Origin of the sequence: Marivita sp. (assembly GCF_020055675.1) — a bacterium.
Classification (GTDB): Bacteria; Pseudomonadota; Alphaproteobacteria; order Rhodobacterales; family Rhodobacteraceae; genus Marivita.
The window spans coordinates 130,881-147,700 of the sequence record NZ_JAIPUS010000001.1 but is presented as its reverse complement, the minus strand read 5'-3'; the positions used below and the strand labels follow the sequence as shown (position 1 = coordinate 147,700).

Genomic DNA, 16,820 nt, shown 5'->3' with positions numbered 1-16,820 from the left:
CTCTACGCTGCTGTCATCGTTTCATTTTTGGTCAGAAACTCCCGTGCCAACGCGCGATACGCTGCGGCACCTTTAGAGTTTGTATCATATTCAAGAACCGGCATCGCATAGGACGGCGCTTCGCTCACCCTTACATTTCTTGGTATTACCGTCTCGAACACCAAATCCCCAAGATTATCCCGCGCATCGTTTTCAACTTGTTGAGATAGGTTATTTCGCGCGTCGTACATGGTAAGAACCACCCCTTCTATCCTGAGTTTCGGGTTGGCGGATTGGCGAACTTCCCGGATCGTTAACATCAATTGGCTCAATCCTTCCAAAGCAAAGAACTCGCTTTGCAAAGGTACGAGAACAGAATGCGCCGCCACCATGGCGTTTACCGTCAAAAGGTTAAGAGATGGTGGACAATCGATCAGGATAAAATCGAAGCCAAATCTATCCATTTCTGGCTGTCGCAAAGCGTCGTGCAAAAGGTAGCTGCGCTTTTCGTTGGCAATTAATTCAATGTCGGCAGAGCTAAGGTCGGTTGTGGACGGCACGATGCTCAACCCTTTTTGGGTTGTTTCGCAAATGATATCTCCCAGCGGAAAATCGTCCAGCAGCAGATCATACGTCGTTGCATTCCTGTTTTCAGGCATCAGGCCCAGACCAGTCGACGCGTTTCCCTGTGGATCAAGATCAACAACAAGAACACGTTGGCCGATCTCGGCCAAGGCGGATGCAAAATTTATCGCGGTTGTCGTCTTGCCCACCCCACCTTTCTGGTTCGCGATTGCTATTATCTTGGGTCCAGCGGGGCGTGTCGGATCATACACGAGATAGATCTCCGATCTGTAGGATTGCCGCGTTTGCGTTTGTCTTACTTTTATGGACTTCCAGGGAGAATCGCCACTGTTTTTCGGCGTGAGCCACTTCGTTTGCCCAGGTTTCTCCTTTCGGAAAAAAGGCGGTTCCGTTCTTTTTCATGTGACGGTTTGTGAATTCCAAAAGAACATCAACAGGGGCAAGCGCGCGTGCGCTGAGGACATCAGCTTCCAACGGATCCAAGCTCTCGATTCGGTTGGCAACAACATCAAATGGAACATTTGTTTCACGTGAAACAGTGCGCAAGAACGCCGCCTTGCGCTGATCACTCTCGACCAAGGTTACCCTGGTGTGGGTGCGCGCTAAGGCTATTGCAACCACGGCGCCGGGAAAGCCGGCACCAGACCCTAGGTCGACCCAATGCGCTGGTGGCACCGGACATAACTCAACCAACTGCAAGGAATCCGAGAAATGACGTTTCCCAGCATCTGCCAAAGAAGCTTTTGAAACCAAGTTGATCTTTGGCGACCACTTACGGAGCAAGTTCAAGTAGAGTTTAAACCGGTCTGTTGTTTCACGTGAAGCATTCATCCCACAGCCTGCTTTTTCGCGGACGCGGCACGTATTTTAGACAACAGCAAAAGAAGGCCAGAGGGTGTCATGCCATCAACCCGGGACGCCTGGGCAATGTTCGCGGGTTTTTGACTGTCCAGTTTTGACTTCAGCTCATTCGATAACCCTTCAATCTGCGTAAAATCGAAGTCCACAGGTATCACCTGAGCTTCGTCCCGACGTAGAGATTCGATATCCCTTTGCTGACGCGCAATATAATTGGCATAAAGCGCATCCTTCGAAAGCTGTGCCCGTGTCCCATTGTCAATGTTCGCCAGGTCGGGCGAAATTAACACGAGGGCGTCCCACGAGACGGCTTCAATCGCAAGGCACTCAAACCCTGTTCTTTTTGTCCCATCCTGAGAGATCAATACGCCTGCCTCGACAAGTTGCTTCGAAGAAACCATCAGATTGTCAAGATCCCGCCTCCCCGCCTCGATCAACTCCATTTTCGCCATGAATGCAGTTTTGCGCTCTTCAGACACACAGCCCAAGTCAAGCGCTTTTGGAGTCAGCCTTTGGTCAGCGTTATCTGCCCGCAGGGACAAGCGATACTCGGCACGCGATGTGAACATCCGGTAAGGCTCAGATACGCCCCGTGTTGTCAGATCATCGATCATGACACCAATATAACTGTCGGCTCGACTGAAGGTTACCCCCCCCTTATCCATCGATCGACTGGCTGCGTTAAGGCCAGCCACAAGACCCTGCGCAGCTGCTTCTTCATAGCCTGTGGTTCCGTTGATCTGGCCAGCCAGGTACAACCCAGCAGCCGACTTCACAGCCAAATCAAGGTTCAAGGCACGCGGATCAACATAATCATACTCAATCGCGTATCCCGGTTGCAAAATCTCTGCTCGTTCAAGGCCTTTGATCGACCGGACATATTCGAGCTGAACCTCTTCAGGCAGTGACGTCGAAATCCCGTTCGGATAAACCGTATCGTCGTTTATGCCTTCCGGTTCGAGAAAAATCTGGTGGGATGTCTTGTCTGCAAAACGCACAACCTTGTCCTCGATCGATGGACAATATCGCGGGCCCACACCATCAATGTTGCCGCCATACATCGCGGATCTGTCCAGGTTTGTGCGGATGATGTCGTGCGTCCGTTCATTCGTATGCGTAATAGCGCAGGCAACTTGTGGTGCAGTTGGCGCTTTCGACATGAAAGAGAACATCACCGGGCTGTCGTCGCCAGGCTGGTCTTCAAGGTCATCCCAATTGATTGTCCGGCCATCAAGCCGAGGTGGTGTTCCCGTTTTTAGACGGCCCAAAGGCAGATCGAAGGACTCCAGTGTTTTGGCCAGATCATTTGACGGTCGTTCCCCCATACGGCCACCAGAAATCTGTTGGTCTCCGATGTGGATTACACCACGCAGGAACGTTCCCGTTGTCAGAACAACGGATGGCGCTGTGATCTCTTGATCGCCATTGATCACTACCCCATCTATCGTTGAACCAGTTTTACAAAGGTCCGTCACCTCTCCGAGAACAATCTCCAGATTGCCTTGGGCTTTCGTCGCCGCCAGCATTTCTGTTTGATAGATTTTGCGATCTGCCTGTGCGCGTGGTCCTTGGACCGCGGGTCCCTTGCGGCGATTCAGCAATCGAAATTGTATCCCAGCCTTGTCAGCGACGCGTCCCATAATCCCGTCAAACGCGTCAATCTCCCGGACAAGATGGCCCTTGCCAAGGCCACCAATCGCCGGATTACACGACAAGACACCAATGTCCTCTTCCGTCAGCGTGACAAGCGCAGTCCGAGCGCCCATCCGTGCGGCCGCATGTGCAGCCTCGCAACCAGCGTGACCGCCTCCAACAACGATGACATCGAAATCAAATTGTTTCACGTGAAACACTCCCTACTTTCCGATGCAAAAACTGGAGAAAATCTTATCAAGAACATCCTCTACATCAACCCGCCCGACGAGTCGCTCTAGCGTTATTATTGCAGTGCGAATCTCTTCGGACGCCAAATCATACCGTCCTGGGCCAGCGGCAACAAACCCTTGCGCCCTCAACAGAGCGCTCAACCCCTGTTTTAACACGTCGCGCTGACGTTGGTGCGAAACAAGTCCGGCGGAGGACGATTTATCAACCAGGAAAAGTTTCACCTGGTCGATTAGATCCTTGATCCCTTGCCCGGTGACCCCGGACACACCCGTCCCGTCTGCAAAGAGGTCCGATTTCCCTTGAACGACGATATCACCCGCCAAAGGATTCAGATCGCCAAAGTCGCCCTCTCCCTTGAGAAAAACGCGAAGGTCCGCAGCTTTGGCCCGACCAAGTGACCGATGAATCCCGATTGACTCGACAGTATCATCAGTGTCCCGAAGACCCGCAGTATCGAGGAACGTAACAGGGAGACTGTCCAAATCCATGCGGACTTCGATCACGTCACGCGTTGTTCCTGCAATCTCGGACGTGATCGCCGCGTCGCGTCCAGCGAGCGCGTTGAGCAATGTCGATTTCCCCGCATTCGGAGGACCGATGATTGCAACCTCGAATCCAGTTCGGACCCGCTCCGCTATACCGAACCCGTTGACCTCGTTTTCAATGGTGGAAGTGACACCGGATAGAAAACGATTGACGTCTGACGATACGTCGACTGGGACTTCCTCATCCGCGAAATCTATCGTCGCTTCAAGCAGCGACACCGCATGGACCAGGTCCATTCGCCAGGTTTCCGCCTGATCGCGCAGCCGTCCAGTAAATCCCTTCAACGCCTGCTTTCTTTGCATTTCGGTCTCGGCGTCGATCAAATCCGATAACGCTTCGACCTGCGTCAAATCAAGCCGACCGTTGGCCATTGCGCGGCGCGTAAACTCTCCCGCCAGCGCCGACCGGTAATTCGGCAACTTGCCCAAACATTCCAGCACGGAATTGATGATCGCCAAGCTGCCATGCAGATGGAACTCGACCACGTTTTCACCAGTGAAACTTGCGCCTTCTTCGAAGGTCAGGACCAAGGCTTCATCAAGAAAGCCCTTTTCCCCATGGGATAACTGGCGCAACGCGGATTTTCGCGGCAGAGGCGGCTCGAAACCGAAGGTGCGACAGCAGTCAAATGCATCCGGACCAGAGACACGGACAACAGCAACGCCTGATTTTCCCGGCACTGTGGCCAAGGCAAAGATAGTGTCCATGATGTCTCACGTGGCTTGGTCTACGAATTCATGGAGTCGAAGAATTCCGAATTTGTTTTCGTTTGCTTGAGCTTGGAGAGCAGGAATTCGATCGCGTCGGTTGTGCCCATCGGATTCAGGATGCGGCGCAGGACAAAGGTTTTCTGGAGATCGCCCTTGTCGACCAGCAGTTCTTCCTTGCGCGTGCCGGATTTCAGGATGTCCATCGATGGGAACACGCGCTTGTCTGCAACCTTGCGATCCAGAACAATTTCCGAGTTGCCCGTACCCTTGAATTCCTCAAAGATCACTTCATCCATCCGGCTGCCAGTATCGATCAGGGCCGTCGCGATGATCGTGAGCGATCCTCCTTCTTCGATATTCCGGGCTGCGCCAAAGAACCTCTTGGGCCGTTGCAACGCATTCGCGTCTACACCCCCGGTCAGAACCTTCCCCGACGAGGGCACCACCGTGTTGAACGCTCTACCAAGTCTAGTTATCGAGTCCAACAGTATCACTACATCTCGTTTATGCTCCACGAGGCGTTTGGCTTTCTCGATCACCATTTCAGACACTGCGACGTGGCGCGTCGCCGGTTCATCAAAGGTGGAGGAAACGACCTCGCCCCTGACCGAGCGCTGCATGTCGGTGACCTCTTCGGGCCGCTCGTCGATCAGGAGAACGATCAGGTAGCATTCCGGATGGTTGCGTTCGATGGAGTTCGCAATGTTCTGCAACAAAACAGTTTTGCCCGTCCGGGGTGGTGCGACGATGAGTGATCTTTGGCCTTTACCGATCGGTGCAACCAGGTCGATAATCCGGGCGGACCGATCCTTGATCGTTGGATCCTCGATTTCCATGTTCAACCGCTCGTCCGGATAGAGCGGTGTCAGGTTGTCGAAGGCAATCTTGTGCCGGGCGCGTTCTGGTTCCTGGAAGTTGATCTGCGTGCAATTCAGCAGAGCGAAATATCGCTCGTTGTCCTCGGGCGCCTTCATCTCACCGTCGATGGTATCGCCGGTGCGGAGTGAAAACTTGCGGATCATTTCCGGGGAAACATAGATATCGTCAGGACCGGGAAGATAGTTTGCCTCAGGCGAGCGAAGGAAACCGAAGCCGTCCTGGAGCACTTCAAGCACACCATCCCCGAAGATCGTCCACCCTTCATCCGCGCGTTCGCGCAGAATCTGGAACATGATCTCGCCTTTACGCATCGTTGATGCGTTTTCGATTTCCAACTCCTCGGCCATCGAAAGAAGGTCTTTGGGGCTTTTTGCCTTGAGGTCGGCAAGGTTCAATTTTTCGGTCATGAAATATCCCGGACTGCGCAGGTTGGCAGTCGTATCTTCGTTGTCTCAGGAAAGTAAGGTCCAGAACAGGACTGTGTTGCTCTTAGTCGAGGCTTGGCATGCTGTCAAACGTCCGGGTCACGTTAAAATAATAAAGAAAAAAGTAAAGTTTTTGTGGTTAGTAGTGCCGTCCCCTGCCTGTGGATTAACAATCTGTTCAAGACTTATCCCAAGGCCAGACTGAACTTGCGCTTTTGTGGGCAAAACCGGGACTGTATGGATTTAACGCGCGTAAGTACCTGAAATTATGTCTATATATAGATATATCTCTTGTGGATAAAACCGGGATAAACTCGCATTTCCGATACTTGACGAGACAAGCGTGGGCAACTGACTTATCCTTTCCACATGGGGCAGAACCCGGATTGGACGACAGGGCAACTTGCCGAGTTCTCTTCTTCCTTGCCGTTTGGACCGGTTTTCACCAAAACACTCCGGTAAACAAACCCAGGTTGTCCGAAGAGTTGTCCCCATGAATCTTGATCTGATCCTCGCATCCGGCTCCCAGATCCGAGCAGACCTCCTACGAAATGCGGGACTCAGGATAGATGTCCGACCCGCACGAATCGATGAGGAGTCGATCCGGCAGGCGCTTGAGGCCGAAGAGGCCGCGTCCCGAGATATCGCGGATACCCTGGCCGAGATGAAGGCGCGCAAGGTGTCGGAAAAATCGCCCGGAACTCTGGTTCTGGGCTGCGACCAGGTCCTGTCGGTGAACAAGGCAGTGCTGTCGAAACCCAAAAGCCCGGACGAGGCGCGGGATCAATTACGTCTTTTGCGGAATACGTCCCACACGCTGCTATCGGCTGCGGTATTGTACGAGGATGCTAAGCCGACATGGCGCCACGTCGGTGTGGTCCGGCTCCGGATGCGCGATTTTTCCGATGCTTTTCTCGATAGTTACATAGAGCGGAACTGGGACAGCGTGCGCCATTCGGTGGGGGCCTACAAGTTGGAAGAAGAAGGCGCGCGGCTCTTTACACAGGTGCAGGGGGACTATTTCACTGTGCTTGGACTTCCGCTGCTGGAGCTTTTGAACCACCTTGTATTGACGGGACGGATCGACGGATGAGTAACGCAAAAATCCCCTTGGCCGCTGTGATCGGCCACCCGATTGCCCACTCCAAGAGCCCGGATGTGCATGGCTACTGGCTTCGCAAATATGGGATACCGGGGCATTATATCCCGCTGGATATCGCACCGGATGACCTGACGGACCTGTTGCCGCGTTTGCCGGACCTTGGTTTTGTCGGGGCCAATGTCACGATTCCGCACAAGGAAACCGTGATGAATATCGCTGACGAGATCACTGACCGTGCCACAGTGATCGGTGCGGCGAATACGCTGACTTTTCAAAAGGATGGGCGGATTCTCGCGGATAACACCGATGGATATGGGTTCATCGAGAATATTCGCCAGACTGTTCCGAACTGGAACCCGAAATCCGGGACGGCGGTGGTGTTTGGTGCCGGAGGCGCGGCGCGCGCGGTACTGTTCTCTTTGCTGGATGTTGGCGTGCCGCGGATCATCCTGACCAACCGGACCCGAGAGCGTGCCGAAAAATTACGGGACGATTTTGGCAATCGGATCGAGGTTGCGGATTGGGCGGACGCCGGGAATAGTCTTGCCGATTCGGATCTGGTCGTGAACACGACCTCGCTTGGCATGACCGGACATAGGGAAATGGGCGTCCCGCTGGATGGATTGAAACTAGGCGTGATCGTGGCCGACCTTGTTTATAGCCCCCTGCGGACAGGTTTGCTTGCCACCGCCGAGGAAAAGGGATGCCGCGTGGTGGACGGTTTGGGCATGTTGCTGCATCAGGCCGTGCCGGGGTTCGAACACTGGTTTGGAAAACGGCCCGACGTCGATGAAAACATCCGCAAAGCGGTCTTGCAGTGACCTTCAGGTTGGGGCTCACCGGATCTATCGGTATGGGCAAGTCGACCACTGCCCGGATGTTTTCCGATGCGGGATGCGCAGTCTGGGATGCAGATGCGGCGGTGCACCGTCTTTACGCCAAAGGCGGTTCTGCGGTGGCGGCTATCGGTGATTTGTTCCCGGATGCGGTCGTAGCGGATGTGGTGGATCGCACGGCGTTGCGGCAGGTCATTGATGCGGACCCGGACGCGCTCCGTCAGATCGAAAATATCGTGCATCCCTTGGTACGCGCGGATCGAGCGCGCTTTGCCGATGAGGCAGAGGCAGATATCATCGTGTTCGACATTCCCCTGCTTTTCGAAACCGGGTCCGAAACAGAGATGGACGCGGTGACATGTGTCACTGTTTCGGCGGACATACAGGAAAACCGGGTTATGGCGCGTCAGACGATGACCCGCGATCAATTTTCGTCGATCCGTGACAAACAGATGTCAAATGCAGAGAAATGCCACCGGTCGGATTACGTGATCGAGACCGATACGCTTGAACACGCACGCCAGCAGGTTCACGATGTGGTGTCAGACATCAGGAGATACATGACCGATGCGTGAGATTGTTCTTGATACGGAAACAACCGGGTTCGAGCCGGATCAAGGGGACAGGATCGTCGAGATCGGCGCCGTCGAGCTTTTCAATCATGTGCCAACGGGAAACACGTATCACCAATATATCAACCCCGAACGCGGCATGCCGCAGGAGGCGTTCGAGGTGCATGGGCTGGGTGATGATTTCCTGCGGGACAAGCCGGTGTTTTCCAGCATCGCGCAGGCCTTTGTTGAATTTATCGGAGATGCGAAGCTGGTGATCCATAACGCAGCCTTCGACATGAAATTCCTCAATGCGGAGTTGTCCTGGGTCAGGCGGGCCGTGATCCCAATGGATCAGGCGATTGATACGCTGGCAATCGCCCGGCGCCGATTTCCCGGATCGCCAGCATCGCTTGATGCGCTGTGTCGCCGGTTCGGGATCGACAACTCGTCGCGGACACTGCACGGCGCGCTTCTCGATTCCGAAATCTTGGCTGAAGTCTATCTTGAACTGATCGGCGGCAAACAGCCGGATTTTGCGCTCAACGTGTCGCAAGGCGGGATGACCGAAGGCAGTGACATCGGCGATTGGCGTCCGAGACCGCGCCCGGACCCCTTGCCATCCCGACTGTCGGATAGTGAAAAGGCGGCACATGCCGCCTTTGTCGAAACGCTTGGGGATGCCGCTTTGTGGAAGCGGCTCTGACCGCTTACGCGTCGGCTTTTTCTGATTGCTGCTCGCTGTTGCGGCGGGCCAGTTCGCTGCGATAAAGCTGAAGGAAATCAATCGTTTCAAGGTTAAGCGGCGGGAAGCCACCATCGCGGGTCACGTCGCTGACGATGCGGCGCACGAAGGGGAAGATCATCCGCGGGCATTCGATCAGAAGGAATGGGTGCAGTTGTTCGTCAGGTACGTTTTCGACGTGGAAAACACCGGCATATTCCAACTCGAGCACGAACAGGGTGTCGCCGCTTTCCTTTGCCTTTGATGTGACCTGTAGCTTCATGATCACCTCGTATTGATGATCGGCGGTCCGCTTCTTGGCGTCCAGGTTCACCTGAACTTGCACATCGGGCTGCACGTCTCCCTGCACGCCTTTTTGTGCGAGAATGTTTTCAAACGACAAATCCCGCACGAATTGTGCCATGACGTTCATTTTGACAGGAGCGGCCTGCTGTTCAGCGGCGCCGTTTCCAGTGGTTTCAGGCGTATCAGCCATGTGTATCTCCCTCGGGTCACGCAGTTGTGAAAGCTGATTGGTGCTTACCAGCGGTTTTTGCAAGCCTCAATGCTTCGTCCAGCCGGAACCATCATGGTTGGGCTTTTTGGACTCCGTCACATCATGAAAATCGCCGTCGATGACCGCGTCACGCGGCGGTGTGCGGGGGTCCGGGCCATATGGGGGATGATCGGGTCCCATATCAAACCGCTTCACCTTGATGTGCTTGCGCGCGTGGCGGATCAGCGCCGCCCGGATCGGCGGCGCAAGGAGGGAAAAACCGACCCCGTCGGTAAAAAAACCCGGAGTGAGCAGTAATGCGCCTGCAATCAGGATCATCGCACCGTGGGCCAAGGGTTCTGACGGGTCTTCCAGCCGAGAGAACGACCCCCGCAGGTTATTCATCGCCATGATCCCCTGCGACCGCACCAGATACGTGCCAAGCACAGCTGTGAGAACGACAATCAGCAGAGTGGGCCAGAGCCCGATCCACCCGCCGACCTGGATGAAAAGACCGATCTCGACCAGCGGAACTGCTACAAAAGGCACAAATAGCCACATGGCAAGGCACTCCTTTCACCGGGCGCGCGGTGGACTAAGTCGCGCCCAACACCTACATAGGGATCGAAGAACGATGTTTCCACTTTGGTCTGGGCGAGGTCCTGATGAATTCTCCGCTGCTACAGCTTTTGGTGCTTGCCGGCATCGCCGTATTTTTGATCCTTCGTTTGAAGAGTGTGCTTGGCACCCGAGAAGGATTTGAAAAGCCATCCGCCCCCCGGGAGGACACTGGCCCATCGGCCAGACGCGACTTCGAAGTGATCGAAGGCGGGCCGGACCACGACATCGTCGACCATGTCGATGCGAACAGCGATGCCGCTGACGCTCTGGCCCGGATGAAACGTGTCGAGCCGTCCTTCGGCGTAGGCGATTTCCTCGGTGGCGCGCGCGGCGCTTACGAGATGATCCTGATGGGGTTCGAACGCGGCGAAATGGACGAGATCCGACCACTTCTGGCACCCGATGTCGCGGACACCTTTGCCGAGGTTCTTGAGACGCGGGAAGAACAGGGCCTGACTGTCGAAGCAGAGTTCATCGGTGTGCGGGAATTGTCGCTTTTCGATGCGAGCTTCGACGAGACCTCGCAAACGGCGGAAATCACGGTGAAGTACATCGGCGAGTTGACATATGTCGTTCGCGACAGCTCGGGTGAGGTGATCGAGGGATCGCCGACACAGGTGAAGCGGCAAAAAGATGTCTGGACCTTCGCCCGCCGCATGGGCGCAGATGATCCGAACTGGCAGCTTGTCGCCACCGGCGAATGATTCGGCGGCTCGGCGCAGCGCTAAGCGTGAGCGTTCTGATGACAGGACCTGCTGTGCCGAATGAGCCGGAAACCCGATATGCGATCCTTGGCTTCGAGGATCTGAACGGATGGGCCGCAGACGACCACGATGCGGCCCTGACGGTGTTCAAGAACACGTGCATCGACCTTGATGAACCCGATTGGGCCGCGCTGTGTGCGCTTGCCTTCGATGCGACCGACGCCCGGCAATTTTTCGAACTGTTCTTTCGGCCCATGCTGATTACAGATGGCCAAGAGCCCTTGTTCACCGGCTATTTCGAGCCGGAATTGTCAGGCTCCCCGGTGCGCACGCCAACCTACCGCTATCCCGTCTACAAGATGCCGCCGGAAGCGAATGACCGGCGCCCATGGCTGACCCGCCGGGACATCCTGACCAGCGGTGTGATGGACAACCGGGGGCTGGAAATTGCCTGGGTCGATGACCCCGTGGAGCTTTTCTTCCTGCAAGTGCAAGGGTCGGGCCGTATCCGCTATCGCGACGGGCGCATGATCCGCGTCGGGTATGGCGGCGCGAACGGACACGCATATCGATCGATCGGACAAGAACTGGTCCGGCGCGGCATGTATGACGCGCATCAGGTCTCGGCAGAGGTGATCAAGAACTGGGTGCGACGCAACCCGATGGATGGCGAGGCTCTGTTGTTTCACAATGAGTCCTACGTCTTTTTCCGCGAGGTGAGCCAGGTGCCTGCCGACCTGGGGCCACTTGGTGCGATGAACCGGTCGATAACGCCGATGCGTTCGATCGCTGTCGATCCTGCCACCACGCCTTTGGGGGCACCTGTCTGGATCGAAAAAGACGGGAATGATCCGTTGCGGCGGCTCATGGTGGCGCAGGACACCGGTTCCGCGATCAAGGGTGCGCAGCGCGCGGATGTGTTTTTCGGCACCGGAGATGAAGCCGGGCAAATGGCTGGGCGGATCAAGGATCCCGGCCGCATGGTTGTCCTGATGCCGATCCAGCGCGCCTACGCGTTCCTGCCGGAGACTTTGCAATGACCCGCCGCAAGCTCCATCCGGAAGAACGGGAGCTTTGGCAAAAAGTTGCCCATTCGACGACGCCGCTGCCCGAAGCGTTGCGCCGCGAAAGGGCCGCGCCGACGCCAAGCCCCGAGAAGTCACGCGATCCCGCGCCGATGGACGACCTGTACAAGGCGTTCGATGTTGGTACCAAGGCGCCGCGGCCACAAAGCCAAATCAGCACGCCGCAGCCATCGACGCGGTCCAAACCGGCGATGGACAACAAGACCTTTGGCAAGATGCGGCGTGGCAAACTCGCACCCGAGGCCCGGATCGACCTGCATGGCATGACGCTGGATCAGGCGCATCCGGCATTGTCCCGCTTTATCCTGACTTCCTATTCACGCGGGTTGCGCCTTGTTCTTGTCATCACGGGCAAGGGCCAGCAGGAGGATCCGCACGACCCGATGCCACGCCAGCGCGGCGTGTTGAAAAGGCAGGTGCCGATCTGGCTCAGGATGGCACCGTTGCAGACGGCGGTTCTGGATGTGTCAGAGGCGCATATCCGCCACGGCGGCGGCGGGGCGTTCTATGTCTACTTGCGCAGATCCGCGCGCAGGTGATCAGCAACCAGGCTGGGTGCTTCCTCGTGCAGAAGATGCCCGTATCCGTCATACGCGATAACCTCCGCATTCGGCATTTTGCGTGCACTGTCAAAGACAGACGAAGGCGGCACCGCCTTGTCGTTCGTGCCGACGATAAACGTGCAGGGCGCGGTGATCTTGGGCAGATCCGCAACAAGCCCGTCCAGTTTCCACTGCGCCATCATCAGCAACGCGCCATCCAGGTGCGACTCGCTGCGAAAAAGCTTGGCATACAGGTTCAGACCTTCGGGCGAGATCTTGGAGCCGGTGGTTTCCATCAGGGACACCACCTGCCCTGGACCTGCCATGCGCCGCTTGATCAGCTTGGCCATCGCCGGACTGAGCGCGACCAGACGCGCCGCGATGGGAAAGAGCACACCCGCCAACCCCTTGAAGGGCGTCAGGGCCGGATTGACCGCGACAAGCTGAATGTCTTTATTCGCGACTTGCAAAAGACGTAGCCCGAGGGCCGCGCCTGCGGAATGCGCAAGGATCGCCTTTGGAACCCAACCTTCGTGGTCGATCAGGCTTTGCAGATCCTGCGCCATCAGAGACAAGGACGACCGGTGGCGCGAGCCCAGCTTTGTCTGACCATGGCCCGGAAGATCAACCGCCACGACATGATGATCCCGGGCCAGATCGGTCATCACGTCACGCCACGAATGGGTAGAGCCGCTGGCGCCGTGCAGCAGCAGGACGGTTTCGCCCTGCCCCATTTCCTGAACATGCCAGCGATGGGGGCGTACCTGCACGATGCGCGAGTGTTCTGCGTGTGGCCACTCCATCGAGAGGTCAACCACCCCCATGTCAGCTCTCACCCAAAGCGGTGTCGATGGCTCGGCTCAGACCTTTGGCATCAGCACGGGGAAGTGGGATGTACTGCGCGCCCATCACGTCGCAAAGCGTACGAAGATCGCGGTGCGGCCGTACGGATGTGTCGATCATAGCGCTCGGGATCCTGAGCGCCCGGATATGCCGCGCCATCGCCTGGGCATCACCCTGCGCAGCGGCGCGTCCCGATTTTCCCGGCAGCGGGACATTGGCACGCCCATCCGTCAGCACCGCGACCGACGGCGACATCCCTTGCGCGCGCGCGCGTTGCGCCAGCTCTGCCGCAGCCTTGAGACCGGCGGCCAGCGGTGTACCGCCGCCGCCGGGCAGACCGGCAAGTCGGCGCTTGGTTTGCACCAGAGACCGCGTTGGCGGCAGGATCAGATCGGCGCTTTCACCGCGAAAGGCAACAAGTGACACATGATCGCGGCGGGCATAGGCGTCAGCCAGCATCAGCTCGACCGCGCCTTTCGCCTCGGCCAGGCGGGCCACGGCGGACGAGCCCGAGGCATCCACGGCAAAGATCAGAAGACGGTCGGACACTTCCTGGTAGACTTTCACATGGATGTCCGATGGCTGAATCAACACGCCGGAGCGTTCGGGATTTTGCTTGCGGCGGATCGTTTGCCACGGAACCGCGGCACGCAGGGTGGCGACAAGATCAATCCGGTTGCCCCCATCCAGCCGTCCCCGCCGCGAGGGCAAAGGCCGTCCGCGCCGATTACCCCGTTTCTTCTGCCCTGCACCGCCGCTTCCGCCGCCGGTTTTGGTGCGGCCCGATCCTTCGAGCATGGACAGCACATCATAGGGCAACATCGCCTTCACCGCCTCGATCAAGAGCTCGTCGGGTAGAGCCAGATCAGTGTCGTCCTGATCATCAGGTGCTTGATCGTCCGGCGTGTCGTCCGGTTGACTGTCATCCTGTGGGTCGTCTTCCTCCTCCTCGGCTGGCAGTTGCGTGGCGCGATGGGCGAAAACCAGTTGAACCGCGATCTGAAGATCGTCCTGATTGACCGCGTCCCGGTTGTTCAAGGCGGCATTCGCCCGCGCGGCCGCAAGCGCCAGAAGGGGCGCGCGCAGGGACCCGATGCCGAAGCGGATTGCCGTCACGGCAAGCGCCGTTGGCACATCCTGGGGGATATTCACATCGGTCAGAGCCTCGCGGGCCCGGTCCACATCGGCATCGGGGATCACGAGGCTGGGCAGGTCTGCATGCCGCAAACCATCAAGATCGACGCGAAAGGCCAGCCGCTCGGTTAGCGTGGTTGGGGCGATTTCATCATCCTCCGCCCCTTCGTCCAGCAGGATCAGCGCATGACCGACGCCGGAATCGAGCCCCTGCGCCAGCCGCGCTGCAAGCCCGGGTTCGCAGCGTTCCGCCATCGTGAAGACGAGCGGTGTCGGCGCGTCGAGCAGACCCTTGGCATGCACCAGCCTACCCCGCGTCAGGGTTTCGCCGATATCGACACCGCCAAAGAGCTGAAGATCGGAGATCGACGGTGAGATACGGCGCGAACTGGGAAAAAATATCTTGATCGGAGCACAAAACCGGTCCCGGACCGGCCCTGCCCTCGCGCGCAGGTGAAGTCCGCCCAACCCGGCCGGATCAACCGCCAAGAGTGTCAGCGCCAACTGGCCCTGCACCTGGATGGCAGCCGGGTCTTGCTTCATGCAAAGACTTCCTCGACCGTGCGGTCGACGCGGGTGGATGAGCCGGCATCGTCGAGCGGATCGCGCCGCAAGCGGTGGCTGAGGGCCATGGAGGCGACTGCGCGAAGATGATCTCGCGTGACCTTGTCGCTTCCTTGATACGCGGCCAGCGCACGGGCGGCGCGCAGCAGCGTGAGCTCGCCGCGCAAGCCGTCGGAACCGATGGCAACACACAGGCCGGCGCAATCGCGCAACGTGGCGTCCGGCGCGTCGGTTGAAGCCAACACGGCGCGGGCGGCCAGGATCGCATCGCGGATCCTGGTATCTTCGACGGACCATTTTTCGACAAAGGCATCCGGGTTGGTGTCGAACGCGGCACGGCGGCGGATCACTTCGACCCGTTCATCAATGTCGTCAGGCGACCGCACCTCGACCGAAAGGCCAAACCGGTCCAAGAGTTGCGGACGCAATTCGCCCTCTTCAGGGTTGCCAGAGCCCACCAGCACGAAGCGCGCGTCGTGGCGCACGGACAGACCTTCGCGTTCGATCACGTTCTCGCCCGATTGTGCGACGTCCAGCAGCAAATCGACGAGGTGATCCTCCAGGAGGTTCACCTCGTCGATATAAAGATAGCCACGATTGGCCTTGGCCAGCAGACCGGGTTCAAACGCCTTTTCCCCCCGGCTGAGCGCGCGTTCGATATCCAGCGCGCCGACAAGGCGATCCTCGGTTGTGCCCAGGGGCAGGTCGACCACCGGCGTCGGTGCGCTGATCGAGGCGCCGGAAACAGGCTCTGCCCAGGCGGGCATGTCGTCCTGCGTTTCGGCATTGGTGACGCTGCCTTCCAGCTTGGTGATCGGCGGAAGCAGCGCCGCGAGCCCGCGCACCGCGGTGGATTTGCCGGTGCCCCGGTCGCCAAATACCAGAACACCGCCGATGCCGGGGTCGATGGCGGTGAGGATCATGGCCAGCTTCATCTGGTCCTGTCCAACGATGGCCGAGAAGGGGAAGGAATGTCTCATGCAGCGATGTCCTTGAGAATGCGGGGAGATTGGCCGTCCCAGCTGCCAAGCTCATCGGTGACTCGGAAGCGGGCATAAAGCTCTTCGCGGAACCATTTGCCATCTCGCACGGCGCGAATGGCGTTGGCATGGGGGCCGTTGTCGCGGGCGAATTGCGCCATGGAGCGGGAATCCGGCCAGATGGAAAAGGTGATCTGTTGCAGAAGTGGTATCTCGCCGATGCCGATCTTGAACAGGACGTTGGGATCCGATCCGATCACGCCGCTGATATCCGGCACGCGCTTCCAGAACTGCGCGGCAACGCCGGGACGCACGGTTGCACGGGTCAACGCAGCGATGGGGCCGGTTGGCGCGGGTGATTCCTCGATAAACGGGGTTTGTCCGGACCACGCACCGCGGGCCGAATAGGGTGTGAGAAACACGGTCCAATGCTCATCGGCCCTTGCGCGGTAGCGGGTGAACAGGGGTTCGTTGACGATCGCGTCGCGCGCGCGGGCAAGATCGGGCCACACCGTGAGGATCGCGTAAACGGCGGTATTGGGAATGGGTGTGAACCCTTCTCCGGTGCCGGACCCGCACAACTTCCAGAATTGGAGTCCGTCGATTCGCGGCAAGGACAGACGGGCTGCGCCCATCATACCGAGCGCCCACATCCGCGATAACGGTGCGGCAAAGCGGTAAAAGCTCAGGCTTACGGTCTGCATTTCGGTTCCCATAGTGTAAACTTAATCTGACACATTTCACAGAATGAGGGAAGATCATAATTTTT

At 57.7% G+C, this 16,820-nt stretch carries 18 protein-coding genes; 7 read left to right on the top strand and 11 right to left on the bottom strand.

The window, feature by feature from the left end:
- Positions 1-2: 2 nt before the first annotated feature.
- Genes LCF59_RS00690 through rho form a run of 5 tightly spaced genes read right to left on the bottom strand, consistent with a single transcriptional unit; the run spans position 3 to position 5,851 of the window.
- Complete coding sequence (locus LCF59_RS00690; protein ID WP_292284623.1) at positions 3-815, bottom strand: ParA family protein; 813 nt, start codon at positions 813-815, stop codon at positions 3-5.
- Complete coding sequence (gene rsmG, locus LCF59_RS00685; RefSeq protein ID WP_292284621.1) at positions 808-1,395, bottom strand: 16S rRNA (guanine(527)-N(7))-methyltransferase RsmG; 588 nt, start codon at positions 1,393-1,395, stop codon at positions 808-810. Before rsmG ends, LCF59_RS00690 begins: the two co-directional genes overlap by 8 nt.
- Complete coding sequence (gene mnmG / locus LCF59_RS00680; protein ID WP_292284619.1) at positions 1,392-3,266, bottom strand: tRNA uridine-5-carboxymethylaminomethyl(34) synthesis enzyme MnmG; 1,875 nt, start codon at positions 3,264-3,266, stop codon at positions 1,392-1,394. The genes rsmG and mnmG overlap by 4 nt, the downstream gene beginning before the upstream one ends.
- A 12-nt stretch (positions 3,267-3,278) precedes the next feature.
- The gene (mnmE, locus tag LCF59_RS00675) at positions 3,279-4,562 is read right to left on the bottom strand and encodes a tRNA uridine-5-carboxymethylaminomethyl(34) synthesis GTPase MnmE (protein WP_292284617.1); all 1,284 of its coding nucleotides are present in this window, start codon (positions 4,560-4,562) and stop codon (positions 3,279-3,281) included.
- A gap of 20 nt (positions 4,563-4,582) precedes the next feature.
- On the bottom strand, positions 4,583-5,851 hold the full coding sequence (rho, locus tag LCF59_RS00670) for a transcription termination factor Rho (protein ID WP_292284615.1): 1,269 nt from the start codon (positions 5,849-5,851) through the stop codon (positions 4,583-4,585).
- Between the two features lie 511 nt (positions 5,852-6,362).
- Here rho and LCF59_RS00665 point away from each other — a divergent pair.
- Genes LCF59_RS00665 through dnaQ form a run of 4 tightly spaced genes read left to right on the top strand, consistent with a single transcriptional unit; the run spans position 6,363 to position 9,064 of the window.
- Positions 6,363-6,962 (top strand): Maf family protein, encoded by a 600-nt coding sequence (locus LCF59_RS00665; RefSeq protein WP_292284613.1) that lies wholly within the window; start codon positions 6,363-6,365, stop codon positions 6,960-6,962.
- Positions 6,959-7,792, top strand: coding sequence for a shikimate dehydrogenase (locus LCF59_RS00660; protein WP_292284611.1), 834 nt, complete (start codon positions 6,959-6,961; stop codon positions 7,790-7,792). The genes LCF59_RS00665 and LCF59_RS00660 overlap by 4 nt, the downstream gene beginning before the upstream one ends.
- The gene (gene coaE / locus LCF59_RS00655; RefSeq protein ID WP_292284610.1) at positions 7,789-8,382 is read left to right on the top strand and encodes a dephospho-CoA kinase; all 594 of its coding nucleotides are present in this window, start codon (positions 7,789-7,791) and stop codon (positions 8,380-8,382) included. The genes LCF59_RS00660 and coaE overlap by 4 nt, the downstream gene beginning before the upstream one ends.
- The gene (gene dnaQ / locus LCF59_RS00650; protein ID WP_292284608.1) at positions 8,375-9,064 is read left to right on the top strand and encodes a DNA polymerase III subunit epsilon; all 690 of its coding nucleotides are present in this window, start codon (positions 8,375-8,377) and stop codon (positions 9,062-9,064) included. The genes coaE and dnaQ overlap by 8 nt, the downstream gene beginning before the upstream one ends.
- Positions 9,065-9,068: 4 nt before the next feature.
- Here dnaQ and secB read toward each other — a convergent pair whose 3' ends face one another.
- Both secB and LCF59_RS00640 read right to left on the bottom strand, forming a co-directional pair.
- Complete coding sequence (gene secB / locus LCF59_RS00645; RefSeq protein WP_292285005.1) at positions 9,069-9,578, bottom strand: protein-export chaperone SecB; 510 nt, start codon at positions 9,576-9,578, stop codon at positions 9,069-9,071.
- A gap of 66 nt (positions 9,579-9,644) precedes the next feature.
- Positions 9,645-10,139, bottom strand: a complete 495-nt coding sequence (locus LCF59_RS00640) for an FxsA family protein (protein ID WP_292284606.1) — start codon at positions 10,137-10,139, stop codon at positions 9,645-9,647.
- 104 nt (positions 10,140-10,243) lie between these two features.
- On the opposite strand from LCF59_RS00640, the gene LCF59_RS00635 reads away from it, so the two are divergent.
- The 3 genes from LCF59_RS00635 to LCF59_RS00625 are packed head-to-tail and all read left to right on the top strand — an operon-like array spanning position 10,244 to position 12,527.
- On the top strand, positions 10,244-10,903 hold the full coding sequence (locus LCF59_RS00635; protein ID WP_292284604.1) for a Tim44/TimA family putative adaptor protein: 660 nt from the start codon (positions 10,244-10,246) through the stop codon (positions 10,901-10,903).
- Between the two features lie 38 nt (positions 10,904-10,941).
- Positions 10,942-11,943 carry an MltA domain-containing protein gene (locus LCF59_RS00630; RefSeq protein WP_292284603.1) on the top strand — a complete coding sequence of 334 codons (1,002 nt, stop codon included), beginning with the start codon at positions 10,942-10,944 and terminating at the stop codon, positions 11,941-11,943.
- The gene (locus LCF59_RS00625) at positions 11,940-12,527 is read left to right on the top strand and encodes a Smr/MutS family protein (protein WP_292284600.1); all 588 of its coding nucleotides are present in this window, start codon (positions 11,940-11,942) and stop codon (positions 12,525-12,527) included. The genes LCF59_RS00630 and LCF59_RS00625 overlap by 4 nt, the downstream gene beginning before the upstream one ends.
- Here LCF59_RS00625 and bchO read toward each other — a convergent pair.
- Genes bchO through crtA form a run of 4 tightly spaced genes read right to left on the bottom strand, consistent with a single transcriptional unit; the run spans position 12,500 to position 16,755 of the window.
- Positions 12,500-13,354 (bottom strand): alpha/beta fold hydrolase BchO, encoded by an 855-nt coding sequence (gene bchO, locus LCF59_RS00620; protein ID WP_292284598.1) that lies wholly within the window; start codon positions 13,352-13,354, stop codon positions 12,500-12,502. The two genes, LCF59_RS00625 and bchO, sit on opposite strands and share 28 nt — an antisense overlap.
- A 1-nt stretch (position 13,355) precedes the next feature.
- Positions 13,356-15,050, bottom strand: coding sequence for a magnesium chelatase subunit D (locus tag LCF59_RS00615; RefSeq protein ID WP_292284596.1), 1,695 nt, complete (start codon positions 15,048-15,050; stop codon positions 13,356-13,358).
- Positions 15,047-16,051, bottom strand: coding sequence for a magnesium chelatase ATPase subunit I (gene bchI / locus LCF59_RS00610; RefSeq protein ID WP_292284594.1), 1,005 nt, complete (start codon positions 16,049-16,051; stop codon positions 15,047-15,049). Before bchI ends, LCF59_RS00615 begins: the two co-directional genes overlap by 4 nt.
- Positions 16,048-16,755 (bottom strand): spheroidene monooxygenase, encoded by a 708-nt coding sequence (crtA, locus tag LCF59_RS00605; RefSeq protein ID WP_292284593.1) that lies wholly within the window; start codon positions 16,753-16,755, stop codon positions 16,048-16,050. The genes bchI and crtA overlap by 4 nt, the downstream gene beginning before the upstream one ends.
- Between the last annotated feature and the right edge of the window lie 65 nt (positions 16,756-16,820).

What these genes read in the sequence shown, in the direction of transcription:
- rsmG (WP_292284621.1), bottom strand. Translation starts at nt 1,395, where the DNA reads ATGAATGCTTCACGTGAAACAACAGACCGGTTTAAACTCTACTTGAAC.
- mnmE (WP_292284617.1), bottom strand. Translation starts at nt 4,562, where the DNA reads ATGGACACTATCTTTGCCTTGGCCACAGTGCCGGGAAAATCAGGCGTT.
- rho (WP_292284615.1), bottom strand. Translation starts at nt 5,851, where the DNA reads ATGACCGAAAAATTGAACCTTGCCGACCTCAAGGCAAAAAGCCCCAAA.
- LCF59_RS00665 (WP_292284613.1), top strand. Translation starts at nt 6,363, where the DNA reads ATGAATCTTGATCTGATCCTCGCATCCGGCTCCCAGATCCGAGCAGAC.
- LCF59_RS00660 (WP_292284611.1), top strand. Translation starts at nt 6,959, where the DNA reads ATGAGTAACGCAAAAATCCCCTTGGCCGCTGTGATCGGCCACCCGATT.
- dnaQ (WP_292284608.1), top strand. Translation starts at nt 8,375, where the DNA reads ATGCGTGAGATTGTTCTTGATACGGAAACAACCGGGTTCGAGCCGGAT.
- secB (WP_292285005.1), bottom strand. Translation starts at nt 9,578, where the DNA reads ATGGCTGATACGCCTGAAACCACTGGAAACGGCGCCGCTGAACAGCAG.
- LCF59_RS00640 (WP_292284606.1), bottom strand. Translation starts at nt 10,139, where the DNA reads ATGTGGCTATTTGTGCCTTTTGTAGCAGTTCCGCTGGTCGAGATCGGT.
- LCF59_RS00635 (WP_292284604.1), top strand. Translation starts at nt 10,244, where the DNA reads ATGAATTCTCCGCTGCTACAGCTTTTGGTGCTTGCCGGCATCGCCGTA.
- LCF59_RS00630 (WP_292284603.1), top strand. Translation starts at nt 10,942, where the DNA reads ATGACAGGACCTGCTGTGCCGAATGAGCCGGAAACCCGATATGCGATC.
- LCF59_RS00625 (WP_292284600.1), top strand. Translation starts at nt 11,940, where the DNA reads ATGACCCGCCGCAAGCTCCATCCGGAAGAACGGGAGCTTTGGCAAAAA.
- bchO (WP_292284598.1), bottom strand. Translation starts at nt 13,354, where the DNA reads ATGGGGGTGGTTGACCTCTCGATGGAGTGGCCACACGCAGAACACTCG.
- LCF59_RS00615 (WP_292284596.1), bottom strand. Translation starts at nt 15,050, where the DNA reads ATGAAGCAAGACCCGGCTGCCATCCAGGTGCAGGGCCAGTTGGCGCTG.
- bchI (WP_292284594.1), bottom strand. Translation starts at nt 16,051, where the DNA reads ATGAGACATTCCTTCCCCTTCTCGGCCATCGTTGGACAGGACCAGATG.
- crtA (WP_292284593.1), bottom strand. Translation starts at nt 16,755, where the DNA reads ATGCAGACCGTAAGCCTGAGCTTTTACCGCTTTGCCGCACCGTTATCG.